This is a genomic window from Massilia sp. Soil_C_3 (assembly GCF_057657035.1).
In genome coordinates, this window is sequence record NZ_JBDGJG010000003.1 from 509,355 (window position 1) to 526,777 (window position 17,423).

General features: G+C 67.8%; 9 protein-coding genes. 8 read left to right on the forward strand and 1 reads right to left on the reverse strand.

All coding sequences use genetic code 11. The annotated features are described in order from the left end of the window. Positions 1–20: 20 nt before the first annotated feature. From AC3A6F_RS07975 to AC3A6F_RS08005, 7 genes are all read left to right on the forward strand, one after another. Complete coding sequence (locus AC3A6F_RS07975; RefSeq protein WP_487679561.1) at positions 21–2,708, forward strand: beta-mannosidase; 2,688 nt, start codon at positions 21–23, stop codon at positions 2,706–2,708. Beyond that, entirely contained in the window at positions 2,705–6,178 is a 3,474-nt protein-coding gene (locus AC3A6F_RS07980; protein ID WP_487679563.1) for a GH92 family glycosyl hydrolase, read from the forward strand. Before AC3A6F_RS07975 ends, AC3A6F_RS07980 begins: the two co-directional genes overlap by 4 nt. Before the next feature lie 284 nt (positions 6,179–6,462). After that, positions 6,463–7,449 carry a LacI family DNA-binding transcriptional regulator gene (locus tag AC3A6F_RS07985; RefSeq protein ID WP_487679565.1) on the forward strand — a complete coding sequence of 329 codons (987 nt, stop codon included), beginning with the start codon at positions 6,463–6,465 and terminating at the stop codon, positions 7,447–7,449. Positions 7,450–7,471: 22 nt separating this feature from the next. Next, positions 7,472–8,689 carry an AGE family epimerase/isomerase gene (locus AC3A6F_RS07990; RefSeq protein ID WP_487679566.1) on the forward strand — a complete coding sequence of 406 codons (1,218 nt, stop codon included), beginning with the start codon at positions 7,472–7,474 and terminating at the stop codon, positions 8,687–8,689. 10 nt (positions 8,690–8,699) lie between these two features. Continuing rightward, a complete protein-coding gene (locus AC3A6F_RS07995) occupies positions 8,700–9,605 on the forward strand; it encodes a carbohydrate kinase family protein (RefSeq protein WP_487679665.1) in 906 nt (301 codons plus the stop codon). Then, positions 9,605–12,085: a GH92 family glycosyl hydrolase gene (locus AC3A6F_RS08000; protein ID WP_487679667.1), complete on the forward strand. Its 2,481-nt coding sequence runs from the start codon at positions 9,605–9,607 to the stop codon at positions 12,083–12,085. The genes AC3A6F_RS07995 and AC3A6F_RS08000 overlap by 1 nt, the downstream gene beginning before the upstream one ends. A 40-nt stretch (positions 12,086–12,125) precedes the next feature. Further along, positions 12,126–13,403 carry a sugar MFS transporter gene (locus AC3A6F_RS08005; RefSeq protein WP_487679669.1) on the forward strand — a complete coding sequence of 426 codons (1,278 nt, stop codon included), beginning with the start codon at positions 12,126–12,128 and terminating at the stop codon, positions 13,401–13,403. A 60-nt stretch (positions 13,404–13,463) separates the two neighbouring features. Here AC3A6F_RS08005 and AC3A6F_RS08010 read toward each other — a convergent pair whose 3' ends face one another. Then, positions 13,464–16,244 carry a TonB-dependent receptor gene (locus AC3A6F_RS08010; RefSeq protein WP_487679568.1) on the reverse strand — a complete coding sequence of 927 codons (2,781 nt, stop codon included), beginning with the start codon at positions 16,242–16,244 and terminating at the stop codon, positions 13,464–13,466. Positions 16,245–16,493: 249 nt separating this feature from the next. On the opposite strand from AC3A6F_RS08010, the gene AC3A6F_RS08015 reads away from it, so the two are divergent. Next, positions 16,494–17,420 carry a pyridoxamine 5'-phosphate oxidase family protein gene (locus AC3A6F_RS08015; RefSeq protein WP_487679570.1) on the forward strand — a complete coding sequence of 309 codons (927 nt, stop codon included), beginning with the start codon at positions 16,494–16,496 and terminating at the stop codon, positions 17,418–17,420. Positions 17,421–17,423: the final 3 nt, after the last annotated feature.

Genomic DNA, 17,423 nt, shown 5'->3' on the forward strand with positions numbered 1-17,423 from the left:
GCCCACATCTCATGATTGCCATGTCTACACTGATGTCCTCCACGCGCCTGTTGCTCGGACTGGTCGTGGCGCTGTTCGCCGGCGCCGTCCAGGCCGACGCCCCGCTGCAGTTCACCATCGACCAGGGCTGGACTTTCCGCATGGTGCCGGGCGACGCCCAGGCCGGCGCCTATCCGGAAGCGGCGCCGTCGCGCGCGGCCACGGTGCCGGGCACGGTGCACACCGACCTGATGGCGCACGGGCTGATTCCCGACCCCTATGTCGGTGCGCCCGAGGCCGGCTTGCAATGGGTCGGCCTGGCGGACTGGGAATACCGCGTCGAATTCGATGCCCCGCGCGCGGCCTTGCGCAACGCGCGCAGCGACCTGGTGTTCGACGGGCTGGACACCTTCGCCGAAGTCTGGCTCAACGGCCACAAGCTGCTCGACGCCGACAACGCCCACCGTACCTGGCGCGTGCCGGTCCAGGGTTGGCTGCGCCCGAGCGGCAACATCCTGCGCATCGTGCTGCGCTCGCCGATCGCGCGGATGCTGCCGCAGGTCGCGGCGATGCCGCACAAAATCGCCGGCAACTATCCTTCTCCCTACGGCGACGAGCCGAAGGACGCCATGACTGGCAACTTCGTGCGTAAACCCGGCTACCACTACGGCTGGGACTGGGGGCCGCGCTATGTCGGCGCCGGCATCACGAAGCCTGTGGTGCTGCAAAGCTGGGATACGTTGCGCATCGACGACCTGCAACTGCGCCAGGACCGCGTCGACGCCGCGCGCGCCGAGCTGACCGCGATCGCCTCGCTCGACGCGGTGCGCCCTGCGGCGGTCGAGCTGCGCCTGTGGCAGACGGGGCCCGATGGCGCGCGCACGCTGGCGGCCCGCCAGCGCTCCAGACTGCGCGCCGGCGCCAATCGCATCGCGCTTCCGGTGGCGGTGGACGCGCCGCAGCGCTGGTTCCCGAACGGCTACGGCAAGCAGCCGCTGTACCGCTACGAACTCGAGGTGGCCGATGGCAAGACCCGGCTGGCGAGCGTCTCCGCCCGCACCGGCCTGCGCAGCGTCGAACTGCGGCGCGACCGCGACTCGCGCGGCACCGCTTTCTACTTCGTCGTCAACGGCATCCCGGTGTTCGCCAAGGGAGCCAACACGATCCCGTTCGACATGTTCCAACCGCGCGTCAAGAAGGCGCAGCTGCGCCGCGCGCTGCAACTGGCGCGCGACGCCAATATGAATATGCTGCGCAGCTGGGGCGGCGGCTACTACGAAGGGCGCGATTTCTATGATCTTGCCGACGAGCTGGGCCTGCTGGTGTGGCAGGACTTCATGTTCGGCGGCGGCATGCAGCCGGCCTACGACCCGGCTTTCCGCGCGAACGTCGTGCACGAGGCGCGCGACCAGGTGCGGCGCTTGCGCAACCATCCGAGCGTGGTCCTGTGGTGCGGCAATAACGAGCAAGAGATCGCCTGGAAATACTGGGGGCACGGCAAGACGCTGAAGGCGGCCGATCCGGCCTTTGCCGACCAGGTGTGGAAGGGTTATGTGCAGCTGTTTGGAACCGACCTGCGCCAGGTGGTGCGGGAAGAGGGCGGCGGCATCGGCTATTGGTCCAGCTCGCCGAGCGAAGACTTGCAGGAAGTCGCCAACACCGAGGCCAGCGGCGACATGCATTACTGGGAAGTGTGGGGCAATCCGGCCCATCCAGTGACGAAATACCTGGAGATCACGCCGCGTTTCATGTCCGAATACGGCCTGCAGGCGTGGCCGGTCCAGCGCACCATCGATGCCTTCGCCCGGCGCGACCAGCAGCAGCTCGGCGCGCCCGTGATCGACGCCCATCAGAAGTTCATGGCCGGCAAGGGTAACGAACGCCTGATGAAGTACATCGACGACGAGTTCGGCGCGCCGCGCGACTTCGCCGGCTTTGTCTACCTGAGCCAGGCGATGCAGGCCGAAGGCATCGAGCTGGCGGCGCTGCATCACCGCCGCAGCCGTCCGACCACCATGGGCTCGTTGTACTGGCAGCTCAACGACGTCTGGCCGGGCGCTTCCTGGTCCAGCATCGACTGGTTCGGTCGCCCGAAGGCGCTGCACTTCCACGCCCGCCGCTTCTTCGCGCCAGTGACAGTGGCCGCGCTGCGCGACGCCAGGGGCGAGACTGGACTCAGCCTGCTCAATGACCGCACCAGCCGCGTGCGTGGCGAGCTGCGCACCCGCGTGATGACGCTGGAGGGCAAGGTGCTGCGCGACGAACGAAAGCCGGTCGAGATGGCGCCGCTGTCGGCGACCAAAGTCGCCGCCTATCGCGATGCCGACGTGCTCGGCACGGCCGATCCCGCGTCCACCGTCGCCGTATTCGAGCTGCACGCCGAGGGCGAACCGGCCGCGCGCGCCGTGGTGTACTTTGCGCCGGCCAAGAACATCGCCTGGAAAGACGCCGGCCTGCGCGCCGACCTGCGTCGCGACCCGGAGCACCCCGACGCCTACCTGCTCGACATCTCCGCCTCCAGCCTCGCGCGCGCGGTCTGGATCGATTTCGGCGATCTCGATGCCGACCTGTCCGACAACGCCTTGACCCTGCTGCCCGGCGAGCGCATCACGCTGAACGTGACGTCCGGCGCCAGCGAAGACGCCTTGCGCGCCGCCCTGCAACTTCGCGCGCTGGCCGATGCCGTGCCAGCCACCCTTCCACAGACCAGGAGCCCTTCCGCACCATGACGCAGAAAGCAACCGCTCACGATTCCCGCAGCGCCGCCTTGCTGTCCGACCAATCACGCGGCGCTCGTCCCCGCCTGCGCGCCATCGCCGCCCAAGTTGCCGCCGCCGCGCTGCTGCTCGGCTGCGCCAGCACGACGCCCGACACCCTGGGCCCCGCCAATGGAGCGGCCCGGTTCTCGAGCTCGTTCGAGGCTGGCGACCCCATGCCCGCGACCCTGGCCGGCGGCGGTGTGCGCGTCGAAGCCGGCGCGGGCCCCGAGCGCCCCTACACCGCCAAGCCGAAGGCCGGCTACAGCGGCCTGCGCGCACTGCGTTACCAGGCCGAAGGCAGCGGCGGCCGCATGCAGCTGTTCCCGGTCGATATCGCCATCGATGCCGACACCACGCTGTCGTGGAAGGTGCTGCCCGAGATCGTCGACGACGACACGGTCGCCTCGACCGGCGTCTCGCTCGACCTGGTGCTGGACGACGGCAGCCGCGTCTCAAGCCTGGGCATCCTCGACCACCACGGCGTACGCGTCGGCGCCGCCTCCCAGGCCGAATCGAAGACGCTGTACCCGCAGCAGTGGGCGAACAAATCGGTGCGCCTGGGCCAGCTGCAGGGCCGTCGCATCAAGTCGATCGAGCTCGAGGTGCGGCCCGCCGCCGGCAAGGAAGGAAATGCAGGCAAGGCCAGCGGCTGGCTGGACGACATCCGGATCGCCGACCAGGCCCCGCTGGCGGTCACGCGCGTGTCGGACTACGTGCGGGCCACGCGCGGCACCCAGGCCAACGGCACCTTCTCGCGTGGCAACAACATCCCCGCAACGGCGATGCCTCACGGCTTCAACTTCTGGACCCCTGTCACCGACGCCGGCACGCTCAGCTTCATGTACAGCTGGAACGAGAAGAACGGTGCCGACAACCGTCCACGCCTGCAGGCGCTGTCGCTCAGCCACCAGCCGAGCCCGTGGATGGGGGACCGCCAGACCTTCCAGGTGATGCCGTCGGCCGCCAGCGGCCAGCCCGACCCCGATCGCCAGCGCCGCGCGCTGTCGTTCTCGCACGAGCAGGAACAGGCGCGCGCGCATGGCTACCGCGTCGACTTCGACAACGGCATCCGCGCCGAAATCGCGCCGACCGAGCGCGCCGCGGTATTCCGCTTCCGTTTCCCCGCCGACGGCGACGCCAACCTCCTGTTCGACAACGTCGATGCGCGCGGCGGCCTGACGCTCGACGCCGCGACCCAGACCCTGCGCGGCTATACCGACACCCGCAGCGGCCTGTCGAACGGCGCCTCGCGCATGTTCGTGTTCGCGCGCTTCGATCAGCCATGGACCGCCAGCGGCGCGCTCGAAACCGGACGCCCGACTGGCTATGTGAAGTTCAAGCCCGATGCCAAGGGCGAGGTGCGCATGCGCATCGCCACCTCGCTGATTTCGCTCGAGCAGGCGCGCCGCAACCTGGACATGGAAGTCGGCGACGCCGGTTTCGAGGCCGTGCGCGAGCGCGCCCAGGCGGCGTGGGACGCGGAACTGGGCCGGGTGAACGTGCAGGGCGCCAGCGAAGACCAGCTGGTGACCGTGTACTCGAACCTCTACCGCCTGTTCCTGTATCCGAATATGGCCCACGAAAACGTCGGCACGGTCGACAAGCCGGACTGGCGCCATGCCGACCAGAGCGGCTGGTCGAAGGACAACGCCGGCGGCGACGCCGCCAGCACCTCGGTCAGGATCATCCCCGGCAAGAACTACGTCAACAACGGTTTCTGGGACACCTTCCGCACCACCTGGCCGGCCTATGCGCTGTTCACGCCGACCCGCGCCGGCGAACTGGTCGACGGCTTCCTGCAGCAGTACCGCGACGGCGGCTGGATGGCGCGCTGGTCGTCTCCGGGCTATGCCGACCTGATGGTCGGCACCAGCTCCGACGTCGCCTTCGCCGACGCCTGGCTCAAGGGCGTGCGCGGTTTCGACGTGCACCAGGTCTACGAGGCGGGGCTGAAGAACGCGACGGTGGCGCCGCCGGTCTCGAACGTGGGCCGCAAGGGCCTGGGCAAGTCGATGTACCGCGGCTACGCCGACACCACGGTGCACGAGGGCATGTCGTGGACGCTGGAAGGGGCGCTGAACGATTTCGGCCTGGCCAAGATGGGGCAGGCGCTGGCCATTGAAGAGGCCGGCAAGGGCAATACGGCGCGCGCGCGCCGCTACCGCGAAGAGAGCGAATACTTCGCCTCGCGCGCCACCGACTACGTGCACCTGTTCGACCCGGCGACGGGCTTCTTCCGCGGCCGTGACGCCAAGGGCCAGTGGCGCCAGCCGGCGGCCAGCTTCGAGCCGCGCCTGTGGGGCGCGGACTATACCGAAGCCAATGCCTGGACCTTCGCCTTCACCACCCCGCACGATGCCGAGGGGCTGGCCAGCCTGATGGGCGGCCGCGACAAGCTGGCGGCGCGCCTGGACCAGTTCTTCGCCACCCCGGAGACGGGTGAGGAAAAATTCTCGGGCCGTTACAAGCGGGTGATCCATGAGATGACCGAGGCGCGTGACGTGCGCATGGGCATGTATGCGCACAGTAACCAGCCTTCGCATCACATTCCATGGTTGTATGCCTCCATCGGCCAGCCCTGGAAGACCCAGGCGCTGACCCGTGAAGCGCTGCGCCGCCTGTACCTGGGCAGCGAGATCGGCCAGGGCTACGCCGGCGACGAGGACAACGGCGAGATGTCGGCCTGGTACACCTTCGCCATGATGGGCCTGTATCCGATGCGCATGGGGTCTCCCGAGTATGTGATCGGCTCGCCGGCCTTCGCGCGCACCGATGTGCGGCTGGAAAACGGGCGCATGCTGAGCGTGATCGCGAACAACAACAGCCCGCAAAACGTGTACGTGCAGTCGCTCAAGGTCAACGGCAAGCCGTGGAACCAGGCCTGGATCAAGCACGCCGACATCGCCAATGGCGCCACCCTGGAATTCACGATGGGCAGTGCGCCGTCGACCTGGGGCAGCGACGCAGCCAGCCTGCCGGCGTCGCTCACGGCCCCCGGCGCGCAGCCGGAAGGCCTGGCCGACCGCAGCGGCGGCGCGCGCAGCGTGACCCTGGGCGGCAAGCGCATCGCCGGCGCGCTGGTGGACGACGACGCGGCAACCGTGCTGTCCCTGCCGCCGCGCGCCAGCGTGGCGTTCGCATTCGCGGCGCCAACCCGGATCAGCCACTACACCATCACCGCGGGCGCGTCCGCGCCCCAAGGCCTGGGCTGGACGCTGGAAGGCCGCAGCGGCAAGGGTGGCTGGACGGCGCTCGACGGGCGCAGCGGCGAGCGTTTCGAGTGGGGGAACCAGTTGCGGCCGTTCGGTGTCGCCAAGCCCGGCGCGTACCGCGAATACCGTCTGCGCTTCGACAACGGCAGCACGGTCGAACTGGCCGAGCTCGAACTGCTGCAGCCGGGCGTGCGCAAGCCTTCGACCGGCGGTTTGAGCGCCAGGTAAACACGAAACAGGCACGCAGTAAGTACGTTCTGCCGAGGCGTGACAGGCGCCGGCAGAACCCGGCTCAAGGTGGTATTCGGCCTGTTTACTAAAAATCGCTAAAAAGAACCTGGGCAGCTTCTCTACGATTGACGCGTCGAAAGTGCGACTGTTATAAAACCTGCTGGATGCAAGCGAATTTTCCTGGCCGGTATGTGGCCGGCAAACGCGGCATCGGGCGTTTAATAAAACAGTTTTGAATAATAATGACGGAGACATAGCATGTTGTCGATTTTGGTGCTGACATGAGCCAGGTGACCCTGCGCGACATCGCGGGCGAGACCGGGCTGTCGATCGGCACCGTCTCGCGTGCGTTGAAAAACCAGGGCGGCATGACGGAGGCGACCCGGTCGGTCGTGCGCGAGGCCGCCATCCGGCTGGGCTACGATTTCTCCCTGCTCAAGAAAGGCCGCATCCGCCGCATCGCCTTCCTGCTGCACAGCCAGCACAACACGCTCACCTCCAGCCCCTTCTTCACGCCGGTGCTGCACGGCGCCGAAGAAGCCTGCCGGCGCGAGGGCATCGCGCTGTCGCTGATCGTGGTCGGCCCGGCCGAGCCCGTGCTGGAACAGATCCGCCTGCACCAGCCCGACGCGATCCTGTGCGCCGGCTTCTTCGAGCCCGAGGTCCTGAGCGCGCTGCAGCAGACCGGCAAGCCGATGGTGCTGGTGGACATGCACCGGCGCGGCTTCACCTCGATCAACCCGGACAATATGGGCGGCGGCTACCTCGCCACCCAGCACCTGCTGCGCTGCGGCAAGAAGCGCATCGCCATGCTGTCCGGCTCACTGGCCCACTACAGCATCCAGCAGCGCAACCGGGGCTTCCGCCAGGCGCTGTTCGACGCCAGGGTGCATGCCGATCCGAGCCTGGAAGTCATCGTGCCCACCATGGGCGAGGGCGAGGACGGCGTGATCGAGGCCATGCGCAGCCTCTTGGCCCTGCCGAAGCGGCCGGATGCGCTGTTCTGTTACAACGACAGCACCGCCCTGGTCGCCATGAAGTACTGCCTGGCCGAGGGGCTCAAGATCCCCTATGACCTCGCGATCGTCGGCTTCGACGATATCGCCGCCTCCGCCGCCGCCATCCCGCCGCTGTCCACCGTCCACGTGGACAAGGAAGCGCTGGGGCGGGCCGGGGTCGACTCCCTGCTGCACAAACCCGACGAAACCCCATCCCAGATAACCCTGCCAGTCGAGATGATCGTGCGCGAGAGCAGCTACGACGACTAACGCACACCCACGCCAAGCCACCATGACCACTTTCCCGAACTTTCGCAGCCCGGACGTGCTGCTCGACCACGCCCGCCACACGATGCGCTTCTACCATCCGCGCGCGATCGATCCCGCCGGGGGCATGTACCACTACTTCAAGGACGACGGCGCGGTCTACGACGCGCATCACCGCCACCTGGTCAGCAGCACGCGCTTCGTGTTCACCTATGCCATGGCTTACCGCCACTTCGGGGACACGGCCTATCGCGACGGCCTAACGCATGCGGTCCATTTTCTGCGCGAGGCGCACCGCGCACCGGATGGCGACGGCTACGCCTGGATGCTGGACGGCCGCACGATCGAGGACGGCACCCAGCATGCCTACGGCGAGGCCTTCGTGCTGCTGGCCTATGCGCACGCCACGATGGGCGGCCTGGAGGAGGCGCGTCCCTGGATCGCCGAAGCCTTCGAGCTGATGGAAAAACGCTTCTGGAACGCGGCCGACGGCCTGTATGCCGACGAGGCGAGCCGGGACTGGCGCGAGCTGTCCACCTACCGTGGCCAGAACGCCAATATGCACGCCTGCGAGGCGCTGCTGGCGGCGCATGCGGCGACCGGCGAGCGGCGCTACATCGAACGCGCCTATACGGTGGCCTACAACATCACCCAGCGCCAGGCCGAACGCTGCGGCGGCCTGGTCTGGGAGCACTACGACACCAACTGGCAGCCCGACTGGACGTTCAATATCGACGACCCGGAAAACCTGTTCCGTCCCTGGGGCTACCAGCCGGGCCACTTCACCGAATGGGCCAAGCTGCTGCTGCAGCTGGAAGCGCGCGGCAAGGACGTGCTGGAGCAGGATCTCGACTGGCTGCTGCCGACCGCGGAAAAGCTGTTCAAGGTGGCGGTGGAGAAGGGCTGGGATCCGAAACACGGCGGCCTGTGCTACTCGCTGGCGCCGGACCTGACCGTGTGCGACTTCCACAAATACTTCTGGGTGCAGGCCGAAAGCGCTGCGGCGGCGGCCATGCTGGCCGCGCGCACCGGTAATGCCGAGTACTGGACCTGGTACGACCGCCTGTGGGAATACAGCTGGACCCATTTCGTCGACCACCAGCACGGCGCCTGGTACCGCATCCTCGACCGCGAAAACCGCAAGCTCTCCGACGAGAAGAGCCCGGCCGGCAAGGTCGACTATCACACCATGGGCGCCGCCTACGACATCGTGGCCGTGCTGAAGGGTGGTGCGCGTGCTTAATCCTCCCCGCATGCTGTGCGCCGGCGAGGCGCTGACCGACATGATCCACCAGGGCGACGAGCAATGGGTGAGCCGCGTGGGCGGATCGACCTGGAACGTGGCGCGCGCGCTGGCGGCGCTGGGCGAGGCGACCGCCTTCGCGGGCGCCATCAGCCTGGACCGCTTCGGCGACGCGCTGTGGGCCGCCAGCGAGGCCGTCGGCCTGGACACGCGGTTGCTGCAGCGGGTTGACCGTTCGCCGCTGCTGGCCGTGGTGGAACAGGGCGAGCCGCCGCGCTACTTCTTCATCGGTGACGATTCCGCCGACCTGCACGTCGAGCCGGCGCTGTTCCCGGCCGGCTGGGCCGAGGGCCTCTGCTGGGCCCACTTTGGCGGCATCAGCCTGGCGCGCGAGCCGCTGGCCTCGAAGCTGGTAGCACTGGCGCGCCAGCTCAAGGCGCAGGGCGTGGCGATCAGCTTCGACCCCAACTACCGGAACGTGATGGACGAGCGCTATGCGCCGACGCTCGAAGCCATGGCCTCGATCGCCGACCTGGTGAAGGTGTCGGACGACGACTTGCGCGGCCTGTTCCCCGGCCTTGAACTGGACGAAGCGCTGGCGCGCCTGCGCGAATTCAATCCGGCGGCGTATTGCCTGCTGACGCGCGGGGCCCAAGGCGCGAGCCTGTTCCACGGCGCCGAGCGCTGCGACGCGCAGGCCCCGAAAGTGGCGGTGGTGGACACCGTCGGCGCCGGCGACGCCAGCGCCGCCGGCCTGTTGATCAGCCTGACGCGCTACCCGGAACGCCGCCTGCAAGCGCACCTGCATGCGGCGCTGGCCGCCGGTTCCGCCGCTTGCCTGCAATCCGGCGCCACCCCGCCGCCACCGGCGGCCATGCACCAACTGTTCGAACAGCTCGAAGGAGACGCTACGTGATGAGTGAAGCCTGCACCAACCCGTTCCAGCCCATCTTACGGGGCGTGTGTTTCGCCCTTGCCGCCTGCCTGTTGCCGCTGTCCGCTATCGATGCGACCGCAGCCGGCGGGTCGGCCAATGCGGCCAAAGCCGCCGTCGCCGTCGGCACGATGCCAGTGAACACCTTCATCGGCACCCAGGACGAAGGCAATACCTTCCCCGGCGCCTCGGCCCCGTTCGGCATGATCCAGGTCAGCCCGATTGCCGACCACTACGCCGGCTACCGCTACACCGACAAGAAGATCCGCGGCTTCGGCCACTCCTTCCTGTCCGGCGCCGGCTGCTGGGAGCAGGGCGGCCAGCTGTCGGTGCTGCCGGTCACCGGCACCATCGGCCCCGGCGGCGACTTCGACACCGCTAAAAAAGGCGCGTTCGACCACAAGCAGTACGCTGCCGATTACACCCACGACGGCGAAGTCGGCCAGGCCGGCTACTACAAGGTCAAGCTGACCAGCTACGGCGGCATCACGGCCGAGGCGACCGCGCTGACCCGCGCCGCCGCCGAGCGCTATACCTATGCGCCCGGGACGAAGACCGGCCACGTGCTGCTCAACCTGGGCCAGGCCAACGAGCGCCACTCCGTCATCGGCAGTGAAGTGAAAATCGTGGGCGACCGCAGTGTCGAGGGCCAGATCGTCACCAAGAGCTTCTGTGGCGGCGCGAAGTACACGACCTGGTTCCGCATGGAGTTCGACCAGCCCTTCGCCAGGCGCGGCATCTGGGACGACCGCGCCGGCTGGCCCGACGTCGACGGCCCGAGCCAGCAGGGCGAGGCCAAGCCGCACGGCGTGTGGCTGAGCTTTGACCTGAAGGATGGCCAGGCGGTGACCGCCGTCAGCGCGATCTCCCACGTCGATGCCGAAGGCGCGCGTATCAACCTGAAGTCGGAGGGCATGGAGGCTGGTCGCCCGATGCGCTTCGACGCCATGAAGGCCAAGGCCCAGGCGAACTGGCAGCGCGAGCTGTCCAGCGTGCGCATCGAAGGCGGCAGCAAGGACGACCGCACCGTGTTCTACACCGCGCTGTATCACACCCTGCTGCAGCCGTTGACCGGCAACGACGCCGACGGCCGCTACCGCGGCTACGACGACGCCATCCATACGGCCAGGGACTGGACCTATTACGAGTTCTTCTCGCTGTGGGACACCTACCGCGCCCAGAACCAGATGCTGGCCCTGCTGCGTCCGGAGCGCGCGAGCGATATCGCGACCTCGGTGCTCAAGATCCGCGAGCAGGGCGGCTGGCTGCCGCGCTGGGGCTATGCCAACTTCGAGACCAACATCATGACCGGCGATCCGGTGACGCCGTTCCTGGTCGATCTGTGGCGCTTCGGCGCCCTTAAGGGCCGTGAGGCCGAGGCCTATGCCGCGCTGCGCGAGAACGCCTTTGGCGTGCCGGCCCACGGCATCCGTCCGCAAGGCCGTTCGGGCAACCCGAGCTACCTGAAGCAGGGCTTCGTGCAGTACGACCGCAGCTTCATCTCGAAGGGAATGGACACCGACCCGCACCACGGCGCCTCGGCGACGCTCGAATACGCGGCGGCCGATGGCGCGCTGGCCGGCATGGCCCAGGCGCTCGGCCATCTAGATGATGCGAAGGTGCTGGCGCAGCGCGCCCTGAACTGGAAGGCGGTCTGGGACCCGAGCGTGGTCGATGCCGAGACCGGCCAGAAAGGCTTCCCGCGTCCGCGCCTGCTGGACGGCAGCTGGTTCGGCGACGTCGGCAGCGGCTACGATCCGCGCGGCGACCACGGCTTCCATGAAGGCACGGCCTGGCAATACCAGTGGCTGGTGCCGCAGGACGTGCCGGGCCTTGCCGCCGCGATGGGCGGCGCGGCGCCGGCCCTGGGCCGCCTGGACCAGTTCTTCGACTATCCGGCGGTGCTGGCCGACCCGAACGCGGTGCGCAAGTCGTGGGTGGTGGGACCGTACAGCTACTACGCGCAGTTCCGCTACAACCCGAACAACGAACCCGACCTGCACGCGCCATGGATGTACACCCTGATGGGCCAACCGTGGAAGACCACCACCGTGGTGCGCGCGGCCGAGACGCTGTTTACCAACGGTCCCGGTGGCGTGACCGGCAACGACGACCTGGGCACCATGTCGTCCTGGTACCTGTTCAGCGCGCTGGGCATCTACCCGGACATGCCGGGCAGCGGCCGCTTCCTGCTGCATGCGCCGCGCTTCGCCAAGGCCGAGATCGACCTGCCGCAAGGCCGCATCCTGCGCATCGAGGCGCCGGGCGCCAAGCCGGGCGAGCGCCGCTTCGTCAAGTCGGTGAACTACGGCGGCCGCGCGGTGGAGCGCGTGTGGCTGGACTGGGAGCAGCTGCAGTCGGCGGGCACGCTGAAGTACCAGCTGACTACCCAGCCGGACACCAAGGGCTGGGGCACGCGCGGGCGTGACCTGCCGCGCGCGCCGGCCGGTGTGGCGAACTAAGCGCAGCAAAAAAACGATAACAGGAGACAGCATGGCCAATATGCCATACAAGGCGGCGCCAGCCGCCCCCAACCAGGGCGCGGCGACGCAGCTCGACAACAATACGAGCGCGCTCGTCATCGTGACGATCCTGTTCTTCATGTGGGGCCTCATCACGTCGCTCAACGACGTGCTGATCCCGCACCTGAAGGCGGTCTACACCCTGACCTATGTGCAGGCCATGCTGGTGCAGTTCTGCTTCTTCGGGGCCTACGCCATCGTGTCGCTGCCGGCCGGCGCGCTGATCCGCCGCATCGGCTACCAGAAGGGGGCGGTGGCCGGCCTGCTGGTGGCCGCCGTCGGCTGCACCCTGTTCTATCCGGCCTCGTTCGGCGGCTACGGCCTGTTCCTGCTGGCGCTGTTCGTGCTGGCATCGGGCATCACGGTGCTGCAGGTGGCGGCGAACCCGTACGTCGCGGTGCTCGGCCCGGCGCGCACGGCCTCGAGCCGCCTGACCCTGACCCAGGCCTTCAATTCGCTGGGCACCACGATCGGGCCGGCCGTCGGCGGCCTCTTGATCCTTTCGGCGGCGGGGGCGGTTGCGGTCACGGGCAGCGACGCGGTCGCCGAGGCGGCGGCCGAAGCGGCGTCGGTGCGCGGTCCCTACCTGGTGCTGGCCGGTGTGCTGGTGCTCCTGGCCGTGCTGTTCTGGCTCGCCCGCCTGCCGGCGATCGCCGACACCGAGGACGTGCCGCTGGCAGGTGAGGCGCAGCGCTCGGCGCTGTCGCACCGGCACCTGGTGCTGGGCGCCATCGGCATCTTCCTGTACGTGGGTGCTGAGGTGAGCATCGGCAGCTTCCTGATCAACTTCATCGGCGAGCCGCACATCGCCGGCCTGTCGCATGCTGACGCCGCCCACTACGTCAGCATCTACTGGGGCGGGGCGATGATCGGGCGCTTCATCGGCTTCGCCGTGATGCGCGTGGTCAGCCCGGGCAAGACGCTGGCCTTCAACGCGCTGGCGGCGATCGTGCTGGTGCTGTTGGCGACCTTCACCCGGGGCGACCTGGCGATGTGGGCGATCCTGGCCGTCGGCCTGTGCAATTCGATCATGTTCCCGACCATCTTCAGCATGGCGCTGCATGGCCTGGGCAGGCACACCGGCCAGGCCTCGGGCATCCTGTGCATGGCGATTGTCGGCGGGGCGCTGGTGCCGTTCGCGCAAGGGGCGCTGGCGGACTCGTTCAACGTGCAGGTATCGTTCCTGCTGCCGGCGGCGTGCTACGGCTTCATTTTGTACTTCGGAGCCAAGTACGCGTCGATGTATTCGGCCAAATAAGCGGCCAGGCAGGCGAAACAGGACGGCGCCGGGTTTTCCGGCGCCGTTTTACTTGTCGTCTCAGTTGAACGCGTAGTTCACGCTGGCATAGAACCGCCGCCCGCGCGGATCGGTATAACTCGGATCGTACCCGGACAGGAAGAAGTAGGCCTGGTTCGAATACGGCGGGCTCTCGTCGAACAGGTTCTGCACGCCGGCGCGCAGCTTCAGGCGCGGGGTTGCCTGATACGCCGCCGACAGATCCCACAGCGAGTATGACTTGACCTTGTTCTGCGCCACCACCGAGCCGTCGTCGATATTGATCGCCGTGTTCTGGTCGTCGTAGCCGCTCGACCAGGTGTTCTGCAGGCTGGCCGAGACGGGACCGCGATCCCAGTCGAAGCTCACCGTATGGCGCCAGCGCTGCACCACGCCGTCGGTGACGAACTTGTTCAGGTTGCTGACAAAAGCGTCGCCCGGCGCGTTCTGGATTTCCGACGACAGCACATAGGTGCCGTTCAGGCGTCCGCCGAAGCGGCCGATGGCCGTGTCGACGCCGCGCACCGTGACCGCCAGGTCCAGGCCCTTGGCCACCTGGGCGCCGCGGTTTTCCTTGCGCAGTTCGATGTAGTCGATCACGTCGTCCTCATCGCGGTACACCAGGCTCCCGTACTTGGCCAGGTTGCCCAGGATGATGTCGTCGCCGATCTCGCTGATCAAGTCGGTACGCTTGATATTCCAGTAGTCCAGCGAGGCGCTCACATTGCGGCCAGCCGCGAACACGGCGCCGAAGGAGAACTGGCGGCTGCGCTCGGGCTTCAAGTCGGCATTGCTGTAGCGGCGCGTATCCCAGTTGTCGGCGCAGTCGGCATAGTTGTTCTCGACCGTGGCGCAATAGACCGGATCGGGCAGGGTGGCGGTGCTGCTGTAGACGGTGGGGCGGAACAGCTCCGTCATCGTTGGCGCACGGAAGCCGCGGCCGGCCGAGGCCCGCACCAGCAGGGCATCCGTCGGGCGGTAGGAGAGGCCGATCTTGGGGCTGGCCGCGCCGCCGACCTTCTCGTAGTGGTCGTAGCGCGCCGACAGCTGCGCTTCCCACTGCTTGGCGAACGGCACCAGCACTTCGCCGTACAGGCCGGCGACGTCGCGCTTGTCGCTGGTGGCGCGGCCGCCTTCCGGCGCGGCGTCGTTGTTGATGTTGTCGGAGAGGAGCAGGGCGGATGGCGTGAAGTTGTTCTTCTCGCGCCGCACCTCGCCGCCGATGGCGACCGCCAGCTCGCCGCCCGCCAGCGGCATGAGCGCGCGCGAGAACTTGAAGTCGACTGCATCGAGGGTGCCGCGCGCACGGCGCACGACGTCGTCGACCTGGATGCTGTCGATCAGGGCGCGGCCCTCGGGGCTGGATGGGCCGAAGGGGTTGATGCGGCCGTCCAGGATCCCTTCCATCAGTTCGTTGTACAGCACGTAGCCGTTGGTGTCGCGGTCCTTGACCGTGTTGACGCTGTGGTTGTACGCGGTATCGTAGTCCCAGCCGCCCACGGTGCCGCTCACGCCGACCACGAAGCGCATGCCTTCGCTGGTTAGCTCGCTGGTGCGCTGGCCGGCTTCGGACAGGCGCATGCGCAGTTCCAGTTCGCCCGGATAGTCGTCGTCCAGTTCTTCGAGGCCGGTGCCCACCAGTTGCGGCACCAGGCGATAGTCGATATAGCCCGTCACGCGCGCCGACGAACCGGTGTACCACGACTTGGAGCGGCTGAGCGCGACCTCGGCATAGGCCTGGTGGCCGCCGCCCAGTTTGAGCACGCCGCGGCTGAGCAGGCTCGCCTTTTCCGTCTTCGGATAGAGCTCGGTGTCGCCCATATAGTTATAGGTGCAGGCATCGACGCCGCCGGTGCCGTCGGGCAGGTAGACGTTGGCCGGCGGCGCGCAGTCGGGCGCCGACAGGTTGATCAGGCGGTTGGTGATCGGGCGGCCGTTGATGGTGAAGCCCAGTTCCTGCAGGTGGTCGCGCTGGTTCGAGGTCAGGCGGATATTCGCCGGGCCGGTATAGCCCGACAGCAGATGGCCCAGGCGTTCCTCGACCAAAAGGCCCGGGATGAAGCTGCGCTGCGAGGTATTGAGCGCGTTGGTGCGCTGGAAGTCTGCCACCGCGAACACATTGTAGCCGTCGCGTTCGAGGTCGCCCGTGCCGGCGCTGATGCTGGCGGTGCGCTTGCCGGCGCCGCCTTCGTCGGTGGTGCTGCCGTAGGCGTTCAGTTCCAGGCCCTGGAAGTCCTTGCGGGTGATGAAGTTGATGACGCCGCCGATTGCATCGGTGCCGTACAGCGCGGAGGCGCCGTCCAGCAGCACCTCGACCCGCTCCAGTGCGGCGGCCGGGATGTTGTTCAGGTCGACGCCGCTATCGTCGCCGGGCGAGGCGAAGTTGGCCATGCGCCGGCCATTGAGCAGGACCAGGGTCGACGAGGTGCCGATGCCGCGCAGATTGGCGCTGTTGAAGCCGCGCTGGTCGCCGCCGACATTGATGCTGGCGCCGTCGGTCAGGCCGCCGACGTTGCTCGACACCCGGGCGAGGAGCTCGGAGGCGGTGGTCACGCCGGCCTTCTCGATCTCTGCGCGCGAGACGATCTGCACCGGCAGCGCGGTCTCGGACAGCACCCGGCGGATGGCGGAGCCGGTGACTTCGACCTTCGGCATGGCGGCCGGCGCCGGCGCCGTCGCTGGCACAGGCTCGATCGTCACCGCCGGTGTTTCCTGTGCCAGCGCATTGCTCGATATCCCCGTCGACACCCCTGCCGCCATCCAGGCGCCCGCCAGCAGCGCACCGCGCACGGCGTGTGCCGCCGCCTTCAACTTCATATTCATCAATTGTCCTTGTGAAACTACGCAATAATCGACGAGTGTAAACGCGCGGCGAGCCGTAAAGACAACAATCGGTGCCGGAAACGAGGGATGTTGCGAATCTGATACGCGGGAGCTGCCGATCCGGGTCGGTATTCCCTCTGGAGAAATAATGAATTGCGGCTTGCACCGATTCCCTGCATTCGCATAATTCATGAAAATGCTCCCCTGACGAACGCGGCCAAACCGGCCGCCAGCCTGGGAGAACGCAGCATGACGACCTCTGTTTACCACGACGGCGAACGCGCCGTGCAGCATAGCGCCGGAGAGGTCGGCATCGCCGACCGCAATGGCGTGGTCATCGCCGACACCATCCTCGGCGGCGCCCGGCCCTTCATCGGCAAGCAGTCGATGGTGGTGCTGGCCAGCGTTGACGCCGACGGTGCGCCCTGGTCCACCGTCCTGTTCGGGCAGCCCGGTTTCGCCCATGCCGACAGCGCGGCGCACGTGACCGTCGACCTGCCGGCGGCGCTGCGCGACCCCGAGGAGCCGTTCTGGCGCAACGTCGCCGCCAATCCGACGGTCGGCAGCCTGTTCATCGAGCTCGGCTCGCGCCGCCGCTACCGCATCAATGGCGCCCTGGAGCGCCTGGACGATGGAGGCTTCGACCTGGCCGTGCGCGAGGCCTATCCGAACTGCCCCAAATACATCCAGCGCCGCCAGCTGCGCCGCATCGATGGCGATGCGGCGCCGGCGCTGGTGGGCGAGGGGCGCGCGCTCGACGACGATGCGCGCGCCATCGTGCGCCGCGCCGACACCATCTTCGTGGCCAGCAACCACCAGGAGCGTGGCGCCGACGCCTCGCATCGCGGCGGCAGCCCCGGCTTCATCCAGGTGGTAAGCGACATCCTGCTGCGCATTCCCGACTACAGCGGCAACAGCCTGTTCAACACCTTCGGCAACCTGACGCTCGATCCGCGCGTGGGTCTGTGCATTCCCGACTTCGACCGCCAGCGCCTGCTGCAGCTGAGCGGTCGCGCACGCATCCTGCATGGCCAGGACGATCCGCACGGCCTGACCGGCGGCACCGGGCGCTTCTGGGAAGTCGCGATCGACCGCTGGTTGCTGCGCCGCGCACCGCAGCGCCTCGACTGGGAATACCTGGACGCTTCGCCCTTCAACCCGGCGGTGGAGGGCTGAATC

What these genes read in the sequence shown, in the direction of transcription:
- AC3A6F_RS07975 (WP_487679561.1), top strand. Translation starts at nt 21, where the DNA reads ATGTCTACACTGATGTCCTCCACGCGCCTGTTGCTCGGACTGGTCGTG.
- AC3A6F_RS07980 (WP_487679563.1), top strand. Translation starts at nt 2,705, where the DNA reads ATGACGCAGAAAGCAACCGCTCACGATTCCCGCAGCGCCGCCTTGCTG.
- AC3A6F_RS07985 (WP_487679565.1), top strand. Translation starts at nt 6,463, where the DNA reads ATGAGCCAGGTGACCCTGCGCGACATCGCGGGCGAGACCGGGCTGTCG.
- AC3A6F_RS07990 (WP_487679566.1), top strand. Translation starts at nt 7,472, where the DNA reads ATGACCACTTTCCCGAACTTTCGCAGCCCGGACGTGCTGCTCGACCAC.
- AC3A6F_RS07995 (WP_487679665.1), top strand. Translation starts at nt 8,700, where the DNA reads ATGCTGTGCGCCGGCGAGGCGCTGACCGACATGATCCACCAGGGCGAC.
- AC3A6F_RS08000 (WP_487679667.1), top strand. Translation starts at nt 9,605, where the DNA reads ATGAGTGAAGCCTGCACCAACCCGTTCCAGCCCATCTTACGGGGCGTG.
- AC3A6F_RS08005 (WP_487679669.1), top strand. Translation starts at nt 12,126, where the DNA reads ATGCCATACAAGGCGGCGCCAGCCGCCCCCAACCAGGGCGCGGCGACG.
- AC3A6F_RS08010 (WP_487679568.1), bottom strand. Translation starts at nt 16,244, where the DNA reads ATGAATATGAAGTTGAAGGCGGCGGCACACGCCGTGCGCGGTGCGCTG.
- AC3A6F_RS08015 (WP_487679570.1), top strand. Translation starts at nt 16,494, where the DNA reads ATGACGACCTCTGTTTACCACGACGGCGAACGCGCCGTGCAGCATAGC.